This is a genomic window from Planctomycetota bacterium (assembly GCA_016235865.1).
Lineage (GTDB): Bacteria > Planctomycetota > MHYJ01 > JACQXL01 > JACQXL01 > JACRIK01.
On the sequence record JACRIK010000003.1, the window covers coordinates 422,234 to 446,014 of the forward strand.

Sequence of the window (23,781 nt, forward strand, 5' to 3'; positions counted from 1 at the left end):
ACCGTATCCAAAATGCAGACAGGCGGCATTTCCTGCAAAAACATAGTTTAGCATGCTCTATAAGGAGTGTCGGATGTTGCCAATCCAGACCGTATCGGTTTATAAATGAATATGTTGTGCCAAAAAACACTGAAATTCCAAGGGTGCCCTTGAGACTATGCCTCCGGTGCATTTACTTGCCCAGGAATCCGCCCATTTTGCCCATCATCTTGCCCATCTTGGGCATGTTCTTCATCATCTTCTGCATGTCGTTGAATTGCTTGATGAGCTGGCTGACGTCGCCCGGCACGGTGCCGCTGCCCTTGGAGATGCGGTTCCGGCGCTTGATGTCGATGACCTCGGGATTCTCCCGCTCATACGGCGTCATGGATTGGATTATCGCCTCTATCTTCTTGATATGCTTGTCGTCTATGTCCAGATTCTTGATTGCCCCGCCCACGCCGGGCAGCATGGCCAATATGTCCTTTAACGAGCCCATCTTTTTTATCTGCTGGAGCTGTTCCAGGAAATCCTGCAAATCGAGTTTGTTCTTGCGCAGTTTCTCTTCCAGTTTCTTGGCCTTGGCCTCGTCCATATTTTCCTGGGCCTTTTCCACCAAGGAAACGATGTCGCCCATACCGAGAATCCGCGAGGCCATGCGCTCGGGATAGAACTCCTCGAAGTTGTCTATCTTTTCGCCGATGCCGACGAACCGGATGGACTTGCCGGTGACGGCCCTGATGGATATGGCCGCGCCACCCCGGGCGTCGCCGTCCAGCTTGGTCAGTATCACGCCGGCCAGCGGCAGCCATTCATTAAACGACTTGGCGCTGTTGACCGCGTCCTGGCCGGTCATGGCATCGGCTACCAGAAAGACATACTGGGGCTTGAGCCGGGTCGAGATGGCCTTGAGTTCGTCCATGAGTTCCTGATTGATATGTAACCGGCCGGCGGTATCGAGAATAATGCAATCCAGGTTATTCTCGCGGGCGAATTTGAGCGAGTTCTCGCAGATTTTAGGCGGCGTGGTATTCTTTTCGCTGTAGACCGGGATATTGAGCTGCTTGCCCAGGGTCTTGAGCTGGTCCACGGCGGCCGGGCGCTGGACATCAGCCGCCACCAGCAATGGCTGATGCGATTTCTTGGTCAGATACTTAGCCAGCTTGGCGCAGGTGGTGGTCTTGCCGCAACCCTGCAGGCCGACCATCATAAAGATGGTGGGCGGTTCCGAGGCGAATTTGATGCCCTCTTCCGTGGCGCCCATCAGGTTAATCAATTCATCGTGAACAATCTTGATAATCTGCTGGGCCGGGGTGATGCTGTCAATCACGTCCTTGCCCACGGCGCGTTTGGTGACCGTCTCAATAAATTCCTTGACGATTTTATAGTTGACATCGGCTTCCAGGAGCGCCATCCGGACCTCGCGCAGGCCGTCCTGGATATTCTTCTCGCTTAAGCGCGCCTGGCCGGAGAGCTTCTTAAACGCGGCTTGTAGTTTTTCGGTAATGGATTCGAACATCTTGCTATAGGTTACAGGATGTTACAGAAAGTTACATAAGGTTACAGAAAGTTGCATTCCCAAGCTGCAACCTCTTGTAACCTCATGTAACCCTATTGTAACCTTTTGTAACTCCTTATCTTATTCCTCAGTTGTAGATTGAACCTTATCTGATACTCGTTGTATATTCGCCCCTAGGGCATTGAGTTTGGCCTCTATCTTTTCATAGCCACGGTCAATGTGATAGACGCGCTGGATTTCGGTTTCGCCGGTGGCGACCAGACCGGCTAAGACCATGGCAGCCGATGCCCGCAGGTCGGATGCCATGACCGGCGCGCCGGATAAGTGGCTTCTGCCTTGAATCACCGCATAAGAGCCCTCTTTGCGGATGCCGGCGCCCATACGGTTTAGTTCGGCCACGTGCATAAACCGGTCCGGATATATCCGTTCGGTGACGACACTAATGCCGTCAGCCAGGGTGAGCATGACCATGGTCTGGGCCTGCATATCGGTCGGGAATCCGGGATACGGCAATGTGGTAATGTCAATGGGTTTAAGGGTATTGACGCGCTTGACCCGGCATTCGGTGTTGGAGAGCCGTTCCACTGTGACGCCCATCTGGGCGTAATTGTCAATGACGGCGGCCAGGTGGTCCATCCGGCAGTTCTTGATGGTAATATTCTTTCCGACCAGGGCGCCGGCCGCGATAAAGGTGCCGGTCTCAATCCGGTCCGGAATAACGGTGTGGGTGGCGCCTTTCAGGCGTTTAACACCCTCAATCTCCAGATGATGCGTGCCGATGCCTTTTATCTTAGCGCCCATCTTGGTCAGGAACAAGGTCAGGTCCTGGACCTCTGGTTCGCAGGCGGCGTTTTCGATGACGGTCTTGCCCTTGGCTAAGACCGCGGCCATCAGGACATTGGCTGTACCGGTGACGGTCGAACCGAAGGTGCCGCCCAGATACATATTGCAACCCTTCAAGCCCCTGGTCCGGGCAATCAGGTAGCCGTGCTGGTAATCAATATCAGCGCCCAGGAGGCGCAGGCCCTTTTCGTGCAGGTCGATCGGCCGGACGCCGATGACACAGCCGCCGGGCAAAGAGACCTTGGCGTACCTGCGTTTGGCAATGAGCGGACCTAAGACACAGACCGAGGCACGCATGGTCTTGACCAATTCGTAACGGGCTTCGGAGTTCTTTTCGCTGACGACCAGGGTCTCGATATCGCCGTTGGGCTTACGTTCCACGCTGGCGCCCAAGGCGCGCAGTATCTGCATCAGGGTCTCGACATCGCGCAGCAGCGGCACGCCTTTGATGACGCATTTCTCGTCGCTCAGGAGTGTGGCGGCCAGGATGGGCAGGGCCGCGTTCTTGGAACCGCTGATATTGACCGTGCCCTGCAATAGGTTATTTCCCTTGATAATGAATTTATCCATAATGCCTCCTGACCCTACGAATTACGAATCCTCTAATTACGAATTCGTAATCCGCCCATTCGTTATTCGTAGTGGTTCGTAATTGGCAGTGAATATTATTTTTCTATCAGCTTTACCCCGTAAACCACGGGCTTAAGCATCTGGCGTGTAATATAGCGCAAATAAGGTCTTTTGGCAATGATTTTCGCTATTGGAGGCGAGAGGGTATAATATGTCCTGACAAAGGCCCGGCCGGCCGGATTGGTCATCAGGCGCCGGTCCCGGAAGGCGCGCAGGGTATTGACCTCCTGGGCCATAGGCGAGCCGTAGGCGGCGGTGGCGATGAAACAAAATGCCCAGTCCTTCTGGACTCCGAAGGCGCTGGAGCCGGAGGTTATATTTTCCTCTTCGGGCGGCAATTGGCCGATAACGCCGAATATCCCCCACTCGGTCGTCCAGCCACTGACGGTCTTGTTGTAATAGTCGATGCTCTGGTTCAACAGCGGCACCCATTTGTTATTAACCGCGTCATAACGGCACAGGGAAAGCGCGGCCTCCGATATAGTAGTGCTGTCGACAATGCCGTTGCCGTCGGCGTCCGGATACCCGACTTTTATGCTGACCGGTTTCTTGATGTCGCTATCGACATCGGTTCTGATATCGCGGAAGACATTGATGGTCGAAAACCCGGTTTCCGCCGGCGTAATAACCGAGGCCGGCGTGTCAATGGTCATCGAGATGGGGTCGCCATAAACCGTCAGGCCGTCCGCCGGTATGAAGACCGTGGTGTCGCCCTTGGTGGTGGAATTATTCTTTCCGGTTGCTATTCTTCTTTTCACCTGGGAAGTCACCGCCGATGAGCTTCCTTCATAGGTATCCGCGGTTACCGGATTCCCCAATTCAGTGTAGCCGGCGGCGGCATTGCTCAGGAAGACCCGGGACTGGGTCCGGTCGGGCCCGGCATTCCAATCATCAAAGGTATTATTCGCCGAATTGAAGTTGGCCAGGGCGGCAATCTCATACCAGTTGCCGACCGCGCCCAGCAGGTTGAAATTGATGGTGGTTAAAAAGCATTCCTGCTTGATATCAGACGCGGAAAAAGTGGATTCTGATAATTGATAGGTTGCCCAGCCGTATGTAATCGGGGGATATATTACGGCTATTGATAACGGGTCGTCAGCCGGCGCGGTAAAAGTGTCCGAAATGACAGAGGTATACATATTACGATACCGGAAGTCAACCTGGCTAATCCGGCTGAAGCAAATCGGGACCGCTTTAATGGTGAGATACCGGCCGCCGACCTTTTCTCGCAAGCCATCTTTATCCACCTGGTATTGCCCGGCCTGGGTGATGATTATGCGCGGGGTAAGAGACGGCAATACCACAACGGTTCTGGTGGTCTCGCCTGAGACGCCGAGCAAGGCGAAGGCCGAGGTCTCGGTCACCCGCAGTTTAACGTTGTACATGCCCGGATACAGGAAGGTATGGTAAGTCTTGCTTAAAGTGGCATCCACGATATCAAAACTGTCGTCATTGTCAAAGTCCCATTCGTATCTGGCAATGATGCCGCCGGCGGCAATGGTGCCATATCCGGAAACGGTAATGGTGTCGCCGGCGGTGATGGTAATAGTATCGGCCGGCTCGTCGATTACGGCGGTCGGTGCCGGCGCTAACGGGTTCGTGCTCACCCAGATTTGCGTGCCCTGCTTCGCAGCCAGTCCAACCGTATTCTGAACCCAAACAACTGGATTGTAGTTACCAACCTTTGACTTGGTATAAGTATAACTGGCCTGATTCACCTGGGAAACATAATCAATAGTATTATTACCGTCAAAATCCCAGAGATAGGCCGTGATGGTGCCGCTCCCGGGGCTGGCATTGGCGGTCAATGTCACCACATACGGGACCTGTCCGGACGAGCCCGGGCTTCTCAGAATAGGATCAATCTGCGGCGAATTACCAGATGATGATAACGGGTTTATGGAAAAATCCCGGTATCCAACACTGCCGTCCAGGTAGGTTATCCGCACCCGGGCCGTATAATCGTCCGCGGCGGTATAACTGAATATCGTGTTGGCCGAAAAGATGCTCTGGAACTCCGGCTTGAAGGTGAAATTATCATAATCAAAATCCACTTCATACCGGACCACTGAGCCGGCCGCGCCGAATTGTCCGTTGAATACCACGTTCAGGGGCGCGGTTCCGCTGGTGGTTGAGACCGTAAAATCGCCGATGGTCTTGGTCTGGCCGGCCAGCGGCAGATTCTGGGCTAATATGGAAATCTGGGAATATTGGCCTTTTATGTCCATTGCAGTCAGGTTCAGCTTAAACGTCTGCCCGGCCGCGGCCGAGCCGGACATCTGGTAAACCACCAGCCAGGTCTGGCTGATACCGACCGTCAGAGTGACGGGTGAGGAAAGGGGCAGGACCAAGGTGCCATCGTCAGCCGGGTAGGTCCCGGGACCGCCCAGGACCGTTTCGCCGATATCATAGAAAGCGTTGGCGTTGCTGTCGCTGATGAGCCGGATTCCGCTGACAGCCAGATTATCAACGCCCGTGCCGGATGCCGTTAATGAAATATTATTTATCAAGACCCCTTCATTGCCGCTGGGGACATAGACCCGGAACTGGAGCATTGACAATCCCGGGGTATCATTGAGTTCGGATGATGCGGCCGGGTTGGTGGCAACGTAATTCACCTGGACCACGGCGTTATTAATACAGGTGACACTGGCCCGGACCACGTCGCTGGCGGCCGGGGATATCATCGCGATATAAACATCCTTGACATTCCCGCCGGTAACGCCCAGGCCGGGCGAGATTTCCACCCGGATTTCCTGGATGGCCGAATAGGCGAGCGGAGTGCTCGGCCAGCCCGCGCCGGTTACATTAGCGGTAATATCAGTCCCGGTGACCGGGTCATCATAATAATTGACAACCCAACCCCCGGCTGAGGCCGTGCCGGTAATGGTAAACGGCTGGGTGATATTGCCGTCGTTTTCCAGCTTGATGTGATAACTCACTACCAGGGTATTATTGAGATTGGCGGACAAGGTCTGGCTCGCCGCCGTGGAGTTATAAACGCCGTTGCCGGTATAAGAAACGGCTGAACCCTCCTTAATCTGGATATCCGGCTTATTTACCGGGGTGCAGGTGGTCTCAGCCCGAACCACGTCGGTAACCGGCGATGCTTCCTGGTCGGACATTATAATTTCTAGCGGGAACATCGTTCCGCCATCTACGGTTAGGCTGGGTGTTATTTCCACTCTTATGCGCTTGTCTCCGCTTCCGCCTAAACTTCCCGTAAACCATGACCCATCTATAATCGCGCTGGTGATTTCAGACCCTCCTGATGTCTGGCTATAATACGAAACCGTCCAATCAGAATTACCGGCCGAACCGCTGACAGAATAATTATACGGAGTACCCAAATAGCTGTCGTTTTGGAGCCGAATATAATAAATTACCGCGGTAAGATTAGCGACACTGCTTGAAGTGACTTGAACCCCGCTCTGAGAATAATACGCATCGTTTCCGGTATAACCATAGTCCGGATTTCCCGTATCAGGCGCATTTTTTTCCTTTATTTGCGCATCCGGTTGGTGGTCACTGGGGGTATCGGCAGAGATAAAAGAATATTGATACCGGGCGAAAAATATACCAATGGTTAAAAAAACAAACAGTAATTTCCTGATATTATACGCCATATCCTATTATCGGATTTTTCCAGTTTATAAATAATCACTTTCAAGGGTAACCTGACGAGAAAAAGGGGAATTCTTATGCCGATGCATAGTAAGAATTCCCCTCTCTGTGTCGAAACTCAGAAACCTACAGTGCTTTTTTCAGGTCATGGCTGGGTTTGAATCCCACCGTCTTTGACGCCTTAATAGTTATCGTGGCGCCGGTCTGGGGATTACGGCCTTTGCGGGCCGCCCGGTTCTTCACCCTGAATGAACCGAAACCAACTAACTGAACTCCTTTGTCCTTCTTCAGCCCGGTCTGGACGCAATCCAGACAGCAGCTCAGCCATCTTTCGGCTGACGCCTTGGTATCCTTTTGGCATTTTGCCATTGCTTCTACCAGTTCTTGCTTATTCACTAAAATCACCCCCTCTCATTTATACGGTAAATATAACATTAAAATCAACCTTGTCAAGCAGAATCTGATATTTTTATGTGATTTACCGCCGGATAAGCCAGGATTTATCGCTTCTCCAGGCCGGCTGGTTTTATCCCAATACTTATGCGGTTTTCGGGCGGCAGTAAACCAGCGTAAAGCAAGGGTTGTACGGTTTTTAGTGCTTCGGCTGGCGCAGTCGTTTCTGCACCGCCTGGCTGGTCAATTCCCTTATGGCGTCCGAGGCAATCCATCGGGCTGCCCCGGAATCTGTCTTTTGTATCTCCTTTGCGGTTGCTACGGCCTGTTTATTCAGATAAAGACTGCGTTTGCCGATCTGCCTCAAGGCCCAGCTAACTGCCTTCCTGACAAAATTACGGTTATCAGACAATTCCTGCTTTATTATAGGCAGGAATTTAGTGAACTCTTTATCTTTTGCATCTTTGCGATGCCAGGCCAGACAGGCCATCAGAGCAAATCCAGCCCGCTTGACAAACTCCTCTTTTCGCTCGCTCCAGGCAACCGCTTTTTTGGGCGCAATCTCCAGCCGGTCAAACAGGTTCATGCAGGACCCGTCGCAGACATCCCAGGAATCAAAATCCCGAGCCCATTTATCCATCTGTTTTTCGGTTACCTTTTCGGATTCATCAACCAGGCCGGCCAGGATGCGCGCCTCGTGGATGCCAGAAGCCCAAAGTTGCCGGGCCAAAGAATGGTTTTTACCGGTCTGTTTGGCCAGCGCCCGCAACCGGGGCATGAAAACGCCCAGGGTCTTGTGCGGATTGATTCCAAACCGGGCCATGCTGGCTACATTTTTGGGATTGGCTAATGACTTGAGTTTATTGATGATTTCGAAGTACTCCATTTTACCCTTTATGCGACACGAATTCCTTTTTGTCCTTATAGCAGAGTATTTGCACCGCGTGTTTGCCCGAATACAGGCAGGGCGGAACCCCGCCGCCAGCCATGACCCATTGACCTATCATATAAAAACCACCCAACCCGGGCAGGGTCATTTTCAGCGGGGTTTTAAATGTCTCCGGCGTAGGCAGCCAGCCCTCAAATGCGCCCTTGTAATTGTGCGTATAACGCCACATGGTATAGGGCGTGGCCACGTCGGTTACTTCAATCCGGGATGAAATGCCCGGATAATACGCTTCTAATCGCTCCAGGATTTCTCCGGCCACCCGCTGTTTCTCCGAATCATATTGCAGGCGATTATTAACCCGAAGGTCATGCCAGTAATCCCAGTCCGTCTCAGCCATTACCTGGACCACCGTCTTACCCGGCGGCGCAAAGTGGGGGCTATGATTAAAAATCCGGAGCGACAAACCAGCTATATCCTGATTTCCTATTTTGACCTGTTTATTAAGCGTGATAATGCTAATGCTCGGCTCCCCCTTGAATTCTCTGGTCACGCCGAAATTAATTATCATAATCGGATTAAACAGTTTCCAGCGCCCCCCGGTGTGCCACCGTCTCTGCGGCATGTTCGGTCCGCTCCAGTGGGTGCTCCCAGTCTCTGCGGAGTTCGCGACCAGTGGCGCCATGGCGCCACTGGACTGATACATATCAAGAATTTGGTTGTTGACGTATTTGCCATCTAACATCTGAAAGATAGTGCTGTAGCCGTCGGCGGCCGATATTACCGTGTCAGCCGTGAATTGCCGACCGTTTTCCAGTTGCACACCAATAGCCCGATTATCCTCGACTATAATCCTGGTAACCGTGGAACTGTAGTCAATCTGGCCGCCTAACCCGCGGTAGCGATTATCCAGAGACATGGCGAAATGCAGTGACCCCTCTTCCAGAACGCCCATCTGCCCGTCCGCCAGCGTGGCCAGCAGCATGGTAATAAAAAATACCGGCACATCGGGCAGGAAGAGATTTTCTATGATACGCCTAAGCAGCGGGTCTTTTATATCCCCGGCAAAATCCCTGACCGAACACCCATATTTCCCATCCATATATTTCAACAGGCGTCTCATTTTCCATATCTGGCCGATTTTATCCAGCCACCCGGTTAATTCAGCGGGCTGGCTTAACCCAATACCCATTATATCCAGCCCCTGCATGGCCCGGGCCGCTGAAATCAGGCTGTCAATCAGGCCGGAATCCTGTGGTGAAAGCGCCTTGAGGTCGCTGGCAAACTTATCCAGATCGCGGGTGATTTCTATGCGTTTGCCGGTGGGCTCATCCAGAAACCGCAGGTAGGCATCCTTCTGCTGGATATGATTGGCCGTCAGGATACCTAATTCAGTGTATAACTGATGGGTGGCCCTGGGCGGTTTATAATCCATTAGGTAGTGGATGCCGCCGTCAATAAGGAAACCGTTACGTTTCCAGCCGGCTACCACGCCGCCGGGCTTGGAATGGTGCTCCAAAATCCGCGTCTTATAGCCGTTCATCCGAGCATAACAACCAGCCGACAGCCCGGCTAATCCGGCGCCTATGATAATAACTGATTTTTCCTGCATACACCGACCTATATTATCATCATTGCATCGCCATAACTATAAAAACGATACTTTTTGCTTATGGCTTCCTGATAGGTATCTACAATCTTCTTGCGTCCCGCAAAGGCAGCCACCAGCGCCAGAGGCGTGCCGTGCGGCAGGTGGAAATTGGTAATCAGTGATTGCACGATATTGAATTGATAGGGTGGATGGATGAATAGGTCGGTCCAGCCGCGTATTAATGACGCCCGCATGACCCGTTGTTTTTCCAGCCAGGGATGAACCATCAGCATTCTTATCTGCCCGGCGATGGTTTCCAGCACCCGACAAGCGGTGGTGCCGACCGCAATAACCCGTTTCTTGTCACGATACGCCTCTAAAAGGGCCCGGGCCGTCTCGGGACTGACCTCAAAATATTCCTGTTCCATCCGATGGTCTTCTATATTATCCGCCTTGATGGGCTTAAAGGTGCCGATGCCGACGTGCAGGGTAACAGAGACAATCCTGACGCCCTTTTTAATCAGCCGGTTAATCAGCGGCCTGGTGAAGTGCAGGCCGGCAGTGGGCGCGGCAATAGAACCGTCCCTATCCGCATACACAGTTTGATAACAGTCCTTGTCTGATTTTATTTGCCCATCCCCGGTCTTTGGCCTTTTTATATAAGGCGGCAGGGGCATTTTGCCCAGGGTCTGCAGGTCTTTGATATTTATGGCTGGCGTAATCCTGATCTGCCAGCCGTCTGCCAGCCGCTTTAGCAGGGTGATATTTATAGCATCCTTGCTGACCAAAGACAGGATCTCGTTTTCCCTGAGCCGGCGGTTGAAGTTTATCAGGGCGGTCCAGATACCCTCGTCTTTTTCATCCTGCTTGATAAGCAGAATATCCGCCACGCCGCCCGAGGCGCGCCGGGCAATCAGCCGGCAGGGAATGACCCGGGTATTATTCAGCACCAGGACATCGCCCTTATTAAGATAATCAACGATGTTGTTGAATCTGCGGTGCTTTATCTTGCCGGTGTTGCGGTCCAAGACCAGCAGGCGTGAGTGGTCCCTTGGTTTAGCCGGCTTCTGGGCAATCAGTTCTTTGGGCAATTTATATTCTAGCTCGCGAAGCTTCATTTAGTTATACATACTCCGTTGCTGTCCTCAACAAGTTTTTCCATCAGTTCCCGGTCTTTTTTGGTCCCTTTATTACCGGTCATTATGGTGTGTATCACTATCTTTTTGAACCGGTTAAATCTAGCAATATTCTCGATAATATTGTCCTTATTGATATATGTGCCATCGGTAGGCCTGCCGTCGGATAACAGGAATACAGTATCAACCTCGGGCTCTGAAAGCGCCTCAATAAGGGCATCGTAGTGGTCGCCCCGCCCGCGCCTGATATCCTCCAGCTTGTCCCAGAGTGACCTGACAAACCCTAATGCCATCTTCTTGTTTTCCTCGGTTGCCTGCAACATTATCTTGGATGCCCTTCGCTTATTATAGCGAATTGCCTCGGTGCTGAGGATTATGATATTAAACTTCACATCAGGAGAAAATCGCTTAAGCGCTTCTTCCAGCTCTTTTAGCACAATATCTATCTTTCGCTCTTTCTTGTCGTCGTTATCTTCCGCCTCGTTTTTCATGCTCCTTGAAAAGTCGACGATAAATACAATATCCCGGCCTAGAATGGGGATGTCAAAAAAGGTGGGGATAGTTTCACCAGGTAAAACGGGCTGTTTTCTGTCACCGAAATCTGTCGGCGTCCTGCTTCTCTTCGGCGTAATCTCTATCTTATCCTTATTTACCTGATACCAACTAAACCACGCTTTGGCGTCAAACCCAAATTCCTGGCCGGTTAAATCCTTTAGCGCGATAATAATATCATACCGCAGGCGCCCTGAAGCATCCGGCAGTCGGTCAACCAGGGCCCTAAGCCCGTCTTTTTCCCTGAGCTCCCTTAAAGATTGGACGGCGGCTGCACGCACCGCAGGATTTTTATCCCGTAATAAACCTGTTGCCGCCTTTAACACTAATATTTTTTCGGAACAGCATCTGGTCAGCATCTCAATGGCGGTAATTCTTGCTTCAGGCAACGGGTCTTTCAGGGCTGATTCCAGATAACCAACTGATTCCTGCGGTTTAATTATCGCTAGGGCCTCAAGTGCCGCGGCTTTGATCGTCGGATTGGGGGCATACGCCCATTTTAATATGGCGTCATATGATTTAACGGATCTTATTTTACCTAACGCCTCTATCGCCGAGGCACGCACCATTAAACTACCATTTGACAACTTCTTTATTAAAGCGTCTTCTGCCTGGGCGTTGTTGGACAGATTGCTAATGCTCCGGATAATCCGGCTGAGCGCTTCTTCGTCCGTTTCAGTATTTAACGCCCTAAGTAGGTATGGCCGGGCTGTTTCGTCTTTTATCATCCCCAATACCCACGCGGTATAAAACCGCTGGTTTTTGCTTTTGGGATTATTTAATGCCACGGTAACCAGATAATCAACGGCATTTTTGTCGGTAAAATCGCCCAGTATCATCAGGGCGGATTCCCTGACCGGGGATTCTTCGTCGTCAAAAAGCGCCACCAGTATCATTGCCGCGTCTTTAGAGTTGTGTGCTTTTAGCTTGTTAATTGCTTTGAGCCGATCCCAGTAATTAGCATATGACTTGTCCGCCAGGGTCTGCTTTATCTCGGATAAATCATCGGTTACGCCGAAGAGAGAAAAAACAGCAACCATTAAGGATATACAAAACAGAAAGGTGTATTTGGATTTGGCCACAAATTACCATCCTTTAGGGTGCGCGCTTACTTACCCGGGATAAACTCCCATATCTTGATACCGTAGTCGCTGGTGGCCAGATACCGGCCATCCGGGCTGAAGGCCAGGCCGTGCACCCAACTGGGCTGGTGTACCGTGATATTCTGGAGCCGCTTGCCAGTCGCGCTTTCCCATATCTTAGCCGTACCGTCCTCGGCGCCTGAAGCCAGCACCGTGCCGTCCGGACTGAAGGCCACCACTCGAATCTGACCTTCGTGCCCTTGTAAGGTCCGGATTTCCTCTCCGGTTTCCACATTCCAGAGTTTTACAGTCTTGTCAAAACTGCCCGAGGCAACCATCTTGCCATCTGGGCTGAAGGCCACGGTATAAGTCAGGTGCCTGTGCCCGGTCAGGGTATGCAGGCATTCACCGCTCTCGATATCCCAGATTTTCACGGTGTTGTCGTGGCTCCCTGAGGCGAGTAGTTTGTTGTCCGGGCTGAAGGCCAAGCCAAAAATATCTGCTGAATGACCCTGTAATATTTTAAGTTCTTTAGCCTCCAGCTGGCCACTTTTGGCCGTCGCGGTCGGCACGTCAAAGAGCGTGATGGTACAGGCCCTATCACCCGAAGCAAGCATCCGGCTATTCGGGCTGAAGGCCACGGACCAGACCTCGGCCGAAATCTTCAGACTAGTCAATATCTTATTCTTCATCGGGTCCCAGAGCTTGACAGTTCGGTCATCGCCACCAGAAGCAAGCATCTTGCCGTCCGGGCTAAAGACCACGGACCAGATAATATCCTTGTGCCCGGCCAAACGATTGAGCTCTAAGCCGCCGGTTACGTCCCATATCTTGATAACCTTTTCGTCGCTGGCCGAGGCCAAGGTCTTGCTGTCCGGAGCAAAAGCCAGAGAGCGAATCAGGAATTGATTACCCTTGATGGTCCGGATTTCCCGCCAGGTGCCGGATGAGGCGGGTTTTTTGTTATCCTTTGCCTGCGCGGCGCATTGGAGAACAAAAGCCGTAAATGACGCGAGAACAATTAAAAGACAAGTATAAAAATATGCTTTTCTCATAAATCACCTCTTTTCACTAACGTTACAATTGTCTTTATGACACTTATACTACCACTCCATTCCTGCCAAGCAAGAAAATTACATTCTATTATTATTGATTTGGGATTTAACAAACGGTATAATCTTGATTATGAAGCAGGTTAAGGTATTTATCCTGAGGGCGCCCGGGACTAATTGCGACATGGAGACCAGCGTGGCATTCCAAAAAGCCGGCGCTCAAGCAGACGCCTTTCACATAAACGAATGGATTAACAACCCGTCTTTAATACACCAATACCAAATCCTGGCCCTGCCGGGCGGGTTCTCATACGGAGACGATATCGGCTCGGGAACCGTCCTGGGCAATGAAATCACCCAGCGCCTGATTAGCGAACTCAACCTGTTTGTAAAGGACGGAAAGTTAATCATCGGTATCTGTAACGGATTCCAGGTGCTGGTCAAAACCGGCTTTTTGCCGGGATTGCCCGCCCGCGCGGAAAAGCCGGTCCGCGAGGCATCTCTTTTTACCAACGACTCAGCCCGCTACGAAGACCGCTGGGTTTACCTGAGGAAATACTCCCAAAAATGCGTCTTCACTAAAAATATGCCTCAGGAAACCGTCTACCTGCCGGTGGCGCACGGCGAGGGTAAATTCATCACTCGTGACAAAGAAACCCTCGATAGGATTATTGCCAATGACCAGGTGGTCTTTAGATATTGCGATGACAAGGGCAAACCCTCGCGCCGGTATCCCTTGAATCCCAACGGAGCCATGGACAATATTGCGGCGGTTTGCGATACCACAGGCCGGATTATGGGAATGATGCCCCATCCGGAGCGGTTCCAGGATGTTACCAATCACCCGCGCTGGACCAGAAAAAAACCCGATTTTCCGCACGGTATGCTTATTTTCCAAAATGCGGTTGACCACGTGAAAAATACCTTATAAGGAGGAATTATGTCAAGCGTAATTATTATCATGGGTTCCAAGGGCGACCTGGAACATTCGCAGAAAATTGCCGGAATGGTCAAGAAAATGGGCGTGGAGTGTGCGATGCGGATTGCCTCGGCCCATAAAGTGCCGCTCAAAGCATTAGATATTGTCAAGCAATACGAAAACGAAGAGGTGGTTTTTATCACGGTGGCCGGACGGAGCAATGCGTTGAGCGGATTTGTGGATGCCAATACGCCCAGGCCGGTTATCGCCTGCCCGCCCTACAGCGATAAATTCGGCGGCAAAGACATTTTTTCCACCATTAGAATGCCTTCGGGCGTCTGTCCGATGCTGGTTTTAGAACCCGAAGAAGCCGGCTTGGCCGCCATGAAAATCTTAGCCCTGAACAACAAAACTCTCACCAAAAAGATAGAGGACTACCAGAAATCAAAAAAGGACGAGATAGAAAAAGCGGATAAGGAACTTACCAGGACTTAAAAAGACAGGGATGTTTCATTTTTTATCTCTCCTTTATTATCTTTTTACTGTATGCCCGACAAACTCCCGATGACCGCTGATGGCCTGAAGAAACTGCAGTCCAAACTTGAGCAGTTGACCAACCAGGCCCGTCCGGCCGTGGAAAAACGCCTGGGTGAAGCCCGGGATTTGGGCGACCTTTCTGAAAACGCCGAGTTCTCATCAGCCCGCGAGGAACTCTGGCGCGTGGACCGGCAGATTGCCGAATTAAAAGACCAATTGAACCGTTCGGAAATCATTACCTCTAAACAGATTGATAAAAACATCATTGCCTTCGGCGCCCGTGTTAAGGTCAAGGATATCGATACTGCGGAAGAAGAGATATACCTGCTGGTTGGCGAAGGCGAATCAAACCTGGCAGAAAACAAGATTGCCGTCACCACTCCGATTGGCCAAGGACTGCTGGGTCATAAAGTCGGTGACAAGGTAAAGATTCCGGTCCCGGCCGGCATGCTCTCATACCAAATCATTGAGATACGTTACGATTTGTAGTGCTGCGCCATGGTTAGAACCTGCCGGTAAAACATTCTAACTGCTTAAACGCCTGAGCCAGAAACATCTTTAAACCATTAACAGTTATGCATCCCTTGCTTCGGGCGTCTTTTATTAATCTGGTCTGGGCCGGGTTGTAGATGGTATCAAAAACTATCATCCCCTTTTTCAGACAGGATTTGGGCACCGGGCTTTTGCCGATATCAGGTATCATGCCTACAGGCGTAGCGTTAATAAAAATCTTATCGACCCCAGATCCTTTGCAGTGTTGAGGCAAACGTCTTAAGGATGGGGCGCCTTTACCGGAATTCCTGGAGAAGACAACGGTCTTTATCCCAGAATGCCTCAGGGCATAAACAATCGCCCTTGAAGCGCCTCCTTTACCCAGAATAAGCGCTTTCCGGTCTTTAAGTAATTTCCGTAAGGGCAACAACGATTCTATTATGCCGATCCAGTCAGTATTGGTCCCGGCAAGTTCCTTCCCCTTGCGATAAAGAGTGTTTATAGCGCCGATTTCCTTTGCGCTCCGGCTTAACTTATCTGCCACTTTCATAGCCCTGATTTTATGAGGACTGGTAATGCTAAAACCGGCCGGCTTAAGAAACGATTTTACCAATGAAAAATCCCTTAAAAAACACTTCGGTTCTATAGCAAAGGGAAGATAAACCGCGTTGATACCACCCGCCCTAAACAAGGAGTTAAATAAAAACGGGCTGCGAGAATGCCCGATCGGGTATCCTAAAAGCCCGAAGATTTTTGTATTCGGGCTGATGGAATCCGCCCGGTAAAGATATTTCATCTGCGCAAACGAAATCTGACCTTCGGCGGTTTCTCCACCGTCTTGATATGAGGCGTAGGTCAAAAACAGACCGAATTTCCTGTAAAGGATGCGGCTGATAACGCCTTTCTCTCCCATGCAAAAGGCAATAAGCTTAGGACGGCCTCGGGGTTTTATTCTCTGCGCCAGCCTGAATATCTTAAAATTATCCCTGAAATCACCGGCGTAGGTAACGATTTTAACCGCATCCGGCGTGTATGCAGCAATCCTCTTGTAAATCGCTTCCAGATTATCAGGCGTCCGGCGGTAATTATGATACGCGAGAATCGTTTTGGTTTTGCAGCGCCGGCTGAAATCAATCAATGCCTTTACCGCCCCGGGAATCTTCAGCGATTCAGGAATATCTATCGTAACGTATTTAAACCTGCCTGAAATAATGGCGTCTGATAAGAGCCTCACTCTTTCCGCCTCGGTGCCGTTAAAGCAGCCGCCGTTTGCTTTGGCATAGCAGGTGAAAATAAGCGGCCGGGTGACTTTCTGCTTAAGAAGGAGCGATAACGAAAAATCTCGGATGAGATCGGCTCTAATCTCAACGAGATCAATTGCTTTTGTGGCGCGCCTAAGATTCTTCAGCAATTCACGCATGGAACCCGGCCCATATGCATCTGGGCCGGACGACCAACCGCCGAACGGAACGCAAATCATTCCTCAATCACCACCTTGGCGCCCTGGGAAATCAGGTCGTAAACCTCTTCCACTTCTGTATTGTACATCCGGATGCAACCGTTGGATATCTTCTTTCCGATATTTTCCGGCGCAGTTGTGCCGTGGATGCCCAAGGCCGGGCTTTCCTTGAACCCCATCCATCTGGTGCCCAGAACATTGCGGCTGTCGCCGTAAGGAACCTCCTCTTTGCGCCCATCCTCGGTCTTTTTATACCAAGTCGGATGAATCGTCTTGGTACCGACAGTGTATATCCCGGCCGGCGTGTCGCAATTCTTGGTCGGGTCGCCTACGCTTATCCGGTATTCCTTTATAAAATCGTTATTGATATAAAGCGTCAGGGTTAGGGTGGTTTTGCTGACCTTGGCCCATATCGGCCCGGTCAGAATCTTTAGTTTGTCATTGGGAAAGATATTGTGGGTTTTAAGGCCGTTAATCCGCCTGATATGCCCCAGGGCAATTTCTCCGCTGCCCGTCTCAACCTTATATTGCTTACTGATATTGGTAAGGTTATCGCCCGGCTTTACCGTGTAAACCGTGCTGTCCGGCGTGGGGAACGGGGAAAACACCAACTTTTTATTCAGTTCGCTCAGCCGGTTTCTAATCTCCGATGTCTTTTCCTTGGTGATATTGCTTTTCAAGGCCAGCGAATAGGCGTTCCGCGCTTTGTATTCCCGGTTCGGCTCGTCAGCCAGCGAAAGATAATAATCGCCCAGTTCTACACCGGCCTCGCGGGCGCCCTGGCTGTCCGGAAATTTGGTCTGTGCCATTTCCAGATACTTGAGTTTCTCCGACTTATTCTTGCTGCGTTTACCGATTTGATAATAAGCGTCGCCGCAATAAACGCTGGCCGGATGTTCCTTAATCAATCTTTCCCAGATTTTCAGCGCCTTATCGGTCTTTTCCAGTTTCTCATAAGACCAGCCGATATAATCAAGATACTTGTCAGCTCCGGACGGATTTTCAGTTATCTCGTCCTCAAGCCGATTAATGGCGTCCTTGTATTTCCCCTGTTCGTAAAGAGTAATCCCGCCGGTCTTCGGCTGGACCGGCTCCTGCGGCTGGGTTGCCTGCGGCCCGGTCACCGGTGGCGGGGCGGTCTGCTGACGCGGTTTCCAAACCTTGGCATAAAGCAGGTAGGCGGCGACAACCAGGATAACGAAAAATATAAACTTCTTCATAACTTTCCTTTCGCTTAAATTTGTCGGTTACTTAAATATTATCGGCTAAATACGGGTGCCGCTTTAGGGCTAATTCGGGCAGAAAATCCTATTTGTCCGGCGGTTTTTCCGGAGAGGAAATATTTGGGGTGGGCGATGTCTTTTCCGCCTTGGAAAGCAGTCGCTTGGTCATTTCTTTGGCAAACAGCAAAATGGTCACAAAGAATATTAAAAAAGCCAGAAAGACTATTATCCGTTTTCCTAAAGTTGGCTCTTCATCTATAGCCTCATCTGCCGTGGTGGTCTTTGATAGCTGAGAACCTTTGGGAGTTCCGGAAGCCGCAGGTGCCGGCTTCCCGGCGCCCGGCGCTGCTTTACCTTCCGCTTTCGTGGATGCCACCTCCTGAATAGCCCTCTGAAGCGCATTGCTGGACAATTTGGCCGGCTCGGCTGTGATGGTCTTGTCATCCGATGCCATTTTCAGCGTCTCTGACTGACCGGCTGGTTGAGCCGGCGCCGGAGCAGATTCCGCTGCCATCTCGCTGTAAGTCAGGGTGGTCCGGCCGATGACAATCCGGTCCTTGTCGATTAGCTTGCGCCGCGAGACCTTTTCGCCATTGACGATAATGCCGTTGCGGCTACCCATATCAACCAGCATGAAGGAACCATCCGGCTCCCGGGTGACTTTGGCGTGCTGCCTTGAGGCGCGCGGGTCGTCGATGAAGATGCTGTTGGCCTTTTCCCGGCCGATAATCCCCTCGGCGCCCAGGGTTACCGTCCGCTCGCCGGCGCTTTGTCCTTCGGTTACGATAATTAAACAAGGCATAACGTTAAATAATCAATACTACCTAAAAAGTCAAGGAAAATACTGTGCAGAAACAATAAAGTATCACTTTGGCAATGTCTTAAGCGATTTAATGCGATTTCTTTCCCACACCTGTGCAGATTGATACCCGTAGTGCTGCGGACTAACATTCGCATCCCTGTAGACTAACACCCGTATTCCTGTGGACTAACACTCTTAGTCCTGCGGAGTCAGGTTCGTATGCCTGTGGATTAACACCCTTAGCCCTGCGGAGTCAGATTCGTATTCCTGTGGATTAACACTCTTGGTCCTGCGAAGTCAGGTTCGTATCCTTGTAGATTAACACTCGTATCCCTGTGGACTAATACCCGTATACCTGTGGATTAAGCCCCTTATACCTGTAGAATAAGGGTCATATTCCGCACCCTTCACAGATAGTGGGCAGGGGATATACGGTTAGGGGGGTAGTGGGGAGGGGGTGGGGAGTGGTTCAGATATGTTTCTCGTGGAACTATGCTTTTTGGTGAGAAACAGGTGAGAAACACTACTTTACCTGGTCTAGTTTATCCAGTATCCTCTGAAAGTCATCCAGGGAGTAGAATGATATAAATATCCTACCCTGCTTGTTATCCTGGGTATAGACACTGACCTTGGTATTAAACTTGCTCATCAGGCGCTCTTCTATGTCCCTGACATGGGGGTCTGTAGCCGGAGAGACCTGGGTAGCTCCGTCAAGAGTACCCGGCTTACGCCTCTTGAGCCACCTGATGATATACTCCAGGCGCCGGACCGACATACCCTCCCTCTTTATCCTCTGGCAGATCTTTATCTGCAGGGTCGGGTCATTTATGGCCAACAACCCTCTGGCATGGGTGGTCGAAATGGTCTCCCTAGCCAGCTCATCCTGGACCTCAGAAGGCAGGTCCAGCAGCCGGATGAAGTTAGCCACCGTAGCCCGGTCCAGGCAGACCCGACCGGCGATTTCCTCCTGGGTCAGGTTAAAGAAATTCATCAGCTCCTTATAGGCCCGGGCTCGTTCGATCGGATTAAGGTCCTTGCGCTGGGTGTTTTCTATCAAAGCCCATTCCAGCATCTTCTGGTCATCCACATCCTTGACAATCACCGGTACCGATCCGACCTTCAGCTCCACGCAGGCCCGCCAGCGCCTCTCGCCGGCCACAATCTCATAATAATTGACGGCCTGCCCGGATTTGGTCGGGGATTTCCGGACCAGTATCGGCTGGAGCACCCCGGCTGATTTGATGGACTCCATCAGGTCTGAAAGCGCAGTCTTATCAAAGGTCTTCCGGGGTTGGAAACGATTGGGAATCAGCTGGTCCGTGCGCAACATCAGAACGCCGTCGGAAGAAGCCGCCGGTTGAATGGCCGGCTCCGGCCGGGGCGGAACAAAACGCTCGCTCGGCGGGCTGATCCCGATATTCATCGGGACGCTAACAATCTGCTCCGGTTTGGCCGGAACAACCGCCAGTTTGGTTTCCGGAACCGCTTCTTGCTTCTGGGCCGGCTCGTCAAATCCGGCAAATAACCGGTCCAGTCCGCGGCCTAATTTCTTTTCCATATTTAACTGCGTTTACCGTATAATATTTCCCGGGTTAATTCCACGTAACCGCTTGTTCCCCTTGATGTTATGTCATACTCAATGGCCGGCTTGCCAAAGCTGCTCGCCTCGGAAACCGCCACATCGCGCGGTATAATCGCCTTATAAATCTTGTCCGGGAAATGATTTTTTATCTCCTCGAACACCTCTTTATTATACTGCAGGGAATTATCATACATCGTCAGGACAATGCCTTCAATAAAAAGCGCCGGATTTGAGTCCTTTTTCACCGTCTCGATAATCCGCATAATCTGGCTCAGGCCCTCCATGGCAAAATACTCGCACTGAATCGGAATCAGCACCGAGTTGGCCGCGTTCAGGGCGTTGATGGGAATCCGGCCGAAGGCCGGCGGGCAGTCCATTATCACGAAATCATATTCCCGGCCCAATGACAGCAGCGAGGTCTTCAATCTCTGCGTGCCCATCACCCCGGTCAGCAGCCGGTGTTCCAGCATGGCCACCATGGGCGATGACGGCATGACCGATAACTTGGCATGGTATTCGGTCTGCTTGATGGATTCCGGCTTGACAATCCCTTCCAGCAGCGCCTGATAGGTGCCGAAGAACCTATCCGGCGCGATATTCAGCCCGCTGGTGGCGTTGGCCTGCGGGTCTAAATCAACCAGCAGGGTGTTCTTCTCGGCCAGGGCCAGGCAATAGGCCAGGTTTATGGCCGTGGTGGTCTTGCCCACCCCGCCCTTTTGGTTGGCAATGGCGATTGATTTCATTAAATACAGCGATTAGATGTTAGTGATCAGATACTAGTGATTCTTACGATGGTCTTTCACTATTATCCTGTCGCTCGTATCTTATCACTCTTAACTGGCGGGGTCAACAAAAATATCTTGACTCCGCTTGGAATATTGTTATAGTTATAGAAATTAAAGAAAGGATTCAATCTATGTTTGACAAATTCACCGACCGGGCCCGCAAGGTAATGAGTTTAGCCCGAATGGAGGCCCAGCGTCTGGCCTCCGAGGCCATTGGCACCGAGCATATCCTGATGGGCATCATCCGCGAGGGTTCCGGTGTGGCGGTCCGGGCCCTGATGAATATGGACGTGGACGGCAAAAAGGTCATGGAAGAGATAGAAAAGCTGATTCACGCCGAGCCCAGGCAGGCCGCGGCCGGCCAGATACCGTTTACTCCGCGGGCCAAGAAGGTCCTGGAATTCTCCCACGAGGAAGCCCTGGCCCTTAATCACGACTACATCGGCACCGAACATCTGCTGCTCGGACTATTAAAAGAAGAAGAGGGCATCGCGGCCCGGGCCCTGACCAATGTCGGGCTGAAGCTTTCCGAATTACGCGAAGAGATTATGACCATCCTGGGCGGCGGCATGACGCCTCCGCACGAGGAGGAGGAGCCCGAATCCGAGGAAAAAGCCACGGCCAAGGCCGGCGCGCGCAGCCCAGCCGGACGGACCAAGACCCCGGCCCTGGACGCCTTCGGACGCGACCTGATTGAACTGGCCAAGACCAACCAGCTCGACCCGGTCATCGGCCGGCGCCGGGAAATTGAACGCCTGCTCCAGGTGCTCTGCCGCCGGACCAAGAATAATCCGGTGCTGTTGGGCGAGGCCGGCGTGGGCAAGACCGCCATCGTCGAAGGCCTGGCCTTGGACATCATCGCCGGCAACATTCCCGACTTATTAAAAGACAAACGCATCGTTATCCTGGACCTGGCCCTGATGGTGGCCGGCACCAAATACCGCGGCCAGTTTGAGGAGCGCATCAAGGCGGTCATGGCCGAGGTCAAGAAAAGCAAGAACATCATCCTGTTTATCGACGAGCTGCATACCTTAGTCGGGGCCGGCGGGGCTGAAGGCGCCATCGACGCCTCCAACGTCCTCAAGCCCGCCCTGTCCCGCGGCGAAATCCAGTGCATCGGCGCCACTACGCTCGATGAATACCGGAAGCACATAGAAAAAGACGGCGCGCTGGAGCGTCGATTCCAGACCATCATCGTTGACCCGCCGACTAAAGACGAGGCGCTCCAGATTCTCAAAGGCCTGAAAGACAAATATGAGGCCCATCACAAGGTCCATTATAGCGACGAAGCCCTTAAGGCATGCGTGGAACTCTCTTCCCGCTACATCACAGGCCGGTATCTGCCGGACAAGGCCATTGACGTCATGGACGAATCCGGCGCCCGGATCCGTCTGCAGGCCAATGTCAAGCCGCCAGACCTGAAAGAACAGGAAGACGTCATCCGCCAGCTGGAAAAGGAAAAAGAAGCGGCCATTGCCGGCCAGGAATTCGAACTGGCCGCGTCCCTGCGCGATAAAATCCAGAAGTCCCGCAAACAAAAAGAGAACGTGCTCAAGGACTGGAAAACCAAGGAAGTGGAAAAGAGCGGCACGGTGGATGAAAATATCATCAGCGAGACCGTGGCCCGGATGACCGGCATCCCGCTGTCCCGGCTGGAAAAGAAGGAGGCCGAACGTCTGCTGAGGCTGGAGGAGGAACTCCACAAAATCGTGGTCAGCCAAGACGAGGCCATCTACGCTATTGCCAAGGCCATTCGCCGGTCGCGTTCCGGACTGAAAGACCCGCGCCGTCCCATCGGCTCATTCATCTTCATCGGCCCGACCGGCTGCGGCAAGACCCTGCTGGCCAAGGCCCTGGCCAAGGTCATGTTCGGCGAGGAAGACGCTTTAATCCAGATTGATATGTCCGAATACATGGAAAAGCACAACGTCTCGCGCTTAATCGGCGCGCCGCCCGGCTATGTCGGCTACGAAGAGGGCGGGCAACTCACCGAGAAAATCCGGCACCGGCCCTATGCCGTGGTTCTGCTTGATGAAATCGAAAAGGCCCACAGCGACGTCTTTAATATGCTCCTCCAGGTCATGGAAGAGGGCCGGCTGACCGACAGTTTCGGACGGCACATCGACTTCAAGAACACTATCTTAATCATGACCTCCAACATCGGGGCCGATGTCATCAAGAACCAATCCTCGCTCGGATTCAAGAAGGCCACGATTGACGCCTCTTACGAAGGCATGAAAAACCTGCTCCTGAAAGAGGTGGAAAAGCACTTCCGGCCCGAATTCCTCAACCGCCTGGACGACACCATCGTCTTCAAGGGCCTGTCCAAAATCGACCTGCGGAAGATTGTGGATATCGAGATGGAACGGGTGATTACCCGGATGAAGGAGCGCGAACTGACGATTTCACTCGAGCCGGATGCCATCGAATTCCTGATTGACCAGGGCTATAACCCGGACTTCGGCGCCCGGCCGCTCAAGCGCAGCATCGAAAAACTCATTGAAGACCCGCTCTCCGAGCAGATTCTCCGGGACGAATACAAGGGCTTCAACATGGTCAAAATCAAGGTCAAGGACGGGCATCTCTACTTCGATGCCTGCCGGACCAATGACGAACCGATGATCTGCAAGACCGCTGAAGAGCCGAAAAAGACATAACAGCATAGAGCACAGAGCGTAGGGTGTTTAGCTATATG

Annotated in this window: 18 protein-coding genes; 4 read left to right on the forward strand and 14 right to left on the reverse strand. The window is 51.9% G+C overall.

Annotation, left to right across the window (positions count from 1 at the left end):
• Positions 1 to 172: 172 nt before the first annotated feature.
• The 9 genes from ffh to HZA49_03365 all read right to left on the reverse strand — a co-directional run bounded on the left by ffh (position 173) and on the right by HZA49_03365 (position 13,290).
• On the reverse strand, positions 173 to 1,498 hold the full coding sequence (gene ffh / locus HZA49_03325) for a signal recognition particle protein (GenBank protein MBI5778470.1): 1,326 nt from the start codon (positions 1,496 to 1,498) through the stop codon (positions 173 to 175).
• A gap of 120 nt (positions 1,499 to 1,618) precedes the next feature.
• Positions 1,619 to 2,911: a UDP-N-acetylglucosamine 1-carboxyvinyltransferase gene (gene murA / locus HZA49_03330; protein ID MBI5778471.1), complete on the reverse strand. Its 1,293-nt coding sequence runs from the start codon at positions 2,909 to 2,911 to the stop codon at positions 1,619 to 1,621.
• Positions 2,912 to 3,006: 95 nt separating this feature from the next.
• Complete coding sequence (locus HZA49_03335; protein ID MBI5778472.1) at positions 3,007 to 6,597, reverse strand: hypothetical protein; 3,591 nt, start codon at positions 6,595 to 6,597, stop codon at positions 3,007 to 3,009.
• A gap of 124 nt (positions 6,598 to 6,721) precedes the next feature.
• The gene (locus tag HZA49_03340; GenBank protein MBI5778473.1) at positions 6,722 to 6,991 is read right to left on the reverse strand and encodes an HU family DNA-binding protein; all 270 of its coding nucleotides are present in this window, start codon (positions 6,989 to 6,991) and stop codon (positions 6,722 to 6,724) included.
• A 196-nt stretch (positions 6,992 to 7,187) separates the two neighbouring features.
• Positions 7,188 to 7,874 (reverse strand): DNA alkylation repair protein, encoded by a 687-nt coding sequence (locus HZA49_03345; protein MBI5778474.1) that lies wholly within the window; start codon positions 7,872 to 7,874, stop codon positions 7,188 to 7,190.
• 1 nt (position 7,875) lies between these two features.
• Entirely contained in the window at positions 7,876 to 9,486 is a 1,611-nt protein-coding gene (locus tag HZA49_03350; GenBank protein MBI5778475.1) for an NAD(P)/FAD-dependent oxidoreductase, read from the reverse strand.
• Positions 9,487 to 9,494: 8 nt separating this feature from the next.
• Positions 9,495 to 10,583: a tRNA preQ1(34) S-adenosylmethionine ribosyltransferase-isomerase QueA gene (gene queA / locus HZA49_03355; GenBank protein MBI5778476.1), complete on the reverse strand. Its 1,089-nt coding sequence runs from the start codon at positions 10,581 to 10,583 to the stop codon at positions 9,495 to 9,497.
• Positions 10,580 to 12,235 (reverse strand): HEAT repeat domain-containing protein, encoded by a 1,656-nt coding sequence (locus HZA49_03360; GenBank protein ID MBI5778477.1) that lies wholly within the window; start codon positions 12,233 to 12,235, stop codon positions 10,580 to 10,582. The genes queA and HZA49_03360 overlap by 4 nt, the downstream gene beginning before the upstream one ends.
• A 26-nt stretch (positions 12,236 to 12,261) precedes the next feature.
• Positions 12,262 to 13,290 (reverse strand): WD40 repeat domain-containing protein, encoded by a 1,029-nt coding sequence (locus HZA49_03365; protein MBI5778478.1) that lies wholly within the window; start codon positions 13,288 to 13,290, stop codon positions 12,262 to 12,264.
• Between the two features lie 130 nt (positions 13,291 to 13,420).
• On the opposite strand from HZA49_03365, the gene purQ reads away from it, so the two are divergent.
• From purQ to greA, 3 genes are read left to right on the forward strand one after another with little or no spacing between them, the layout of a single operon-like run.
• Entirely contained in the window at positions 13,421 to 14,218 is a 798-nt protein-coding gene (gene purQ / locus HZA49_03370) for a phosphoribosylformylglycinamidine synthase I (protein ID MBI5778479.1), read from the forward strand.
• 9 nt (positions 14,219 to 14,227) lie between these two features.
• Positions 14,228 to 14,701 (forward strand): AIR carboxylase family protein, encoded by a 474-nt coding sequence (locus HZA49_03375; protein ID MBI5778480.1) that lies wholly within the window; start codon positions 14,228 to 14,230, stop codon positions 14,699 to 14,701.
• Positions 14,702 to 14,752: 51 nt separating this feature from the next.
• Positions 14,753 to 15,232 carry a transcription elongation factor GreA gene (gene greA / locus HZA49_03380; protein ID MBI5778481.1) on the forward strand — a complete coding sequence of 160 codons (480 nt, stop codon included), beginning with the start codon at positions 14,753 to 14,755 and terminating at the stop codon, positions 15,230 to 15,232.
• Positions 15,233 to 15,245: 13 nt separating this feature from the next.
• Here the strand turns inward: greA and HZA49_03385 are convergent, their stop codons facing one another.
• The 5 genes from HZA49_03385 to HZA49_03405 all read right to left on the reverse strand — a co-directional run bounded on the left by HZA49_03385 (position 15,246) and on the right by HZA49_03405 (position 21,044).
• The gene (locus HZA49_03385) at positions 15,246 to 16,715 is read right to left on the reverse strand and encodes a type I 3-dehydroquinate dehydratase (protein ID MBI5778482.1); all 1,470 of its coding nucleotides are present in this window, start codon (positions 16,713 to 16,715) and stop codon (positions 15,246 to 15,248) included.
• Positions 16,712 to 17,914 (reverse strand): L,D-transpeptidase family protein, encoded by a 1,203-nt coding sequence (locus tag HZA49_03390; protein ID MBI5778483.1) that lies wholly within the window; start codon positions 17,912 to 17,914, stop codon positions 16,712 to 16,714. Before HZA49_03390 ends, HZA49_03385 begins: the two co-directional genes overlap by 4 nt.
• A gap of 88 nt (positions 17,915 to 18,002) precedes the next feature.
• A complete protein-coding gene (locus HZA49_03395) occupies positions 18,003 to 18,719 on the reverse strand; it encodes an FHA domain-containing protein (protein ID MBI5778484.1) in 717 nt (238 codons plus the stop codon).
• A gap of 523 nt (positions 18,720 to 19,242) precedes the next feature.
• On the reverse strand, positions 19,243 to 20,277 hold the full coding sequence (locus tag HZA49_03400; protein MBI5778485.1) for a ParB/RepB/Spo0J family partition protein: 1,035 nt from the start codon (positions 20,275 to 20,277) through the stop codon (positions 19,243 to 19,245).
• A 2-nt stretch (positions 20,278 to 20,279) separates the two neighbouring features.
• Positions 20,280 to 21,044, reverse strand: a complete 765-nt coding sequence (locus HZA49_03405) for a ParA family protein (protein MBI5778486.1) — start codon at positions 21,042 to 21,044, stop codon at positions 20,280 to 20,282.
• A 173-nt stretch (positions 21,045 to 21,217) separates the two neighbouring features.
• On the opposite strand from HZA49_03405, the gene HZA49_03410 reads away from it, so the two are divergent.
• Complete coding sequence (locus HZA49_03410) at positions 21,218 to 23,743, forward strand: ATP-dependent Clp protease ATP-binding subunit (protein ID MBI5778487.1); 2,526 nt, start codon at positions 21,218 to 21,220, stop codon at positions 23,741 to 23,743.
• The last annotated feature ends 38 nt before the right edge of the window (positions 23,744 to 23,781 follow it).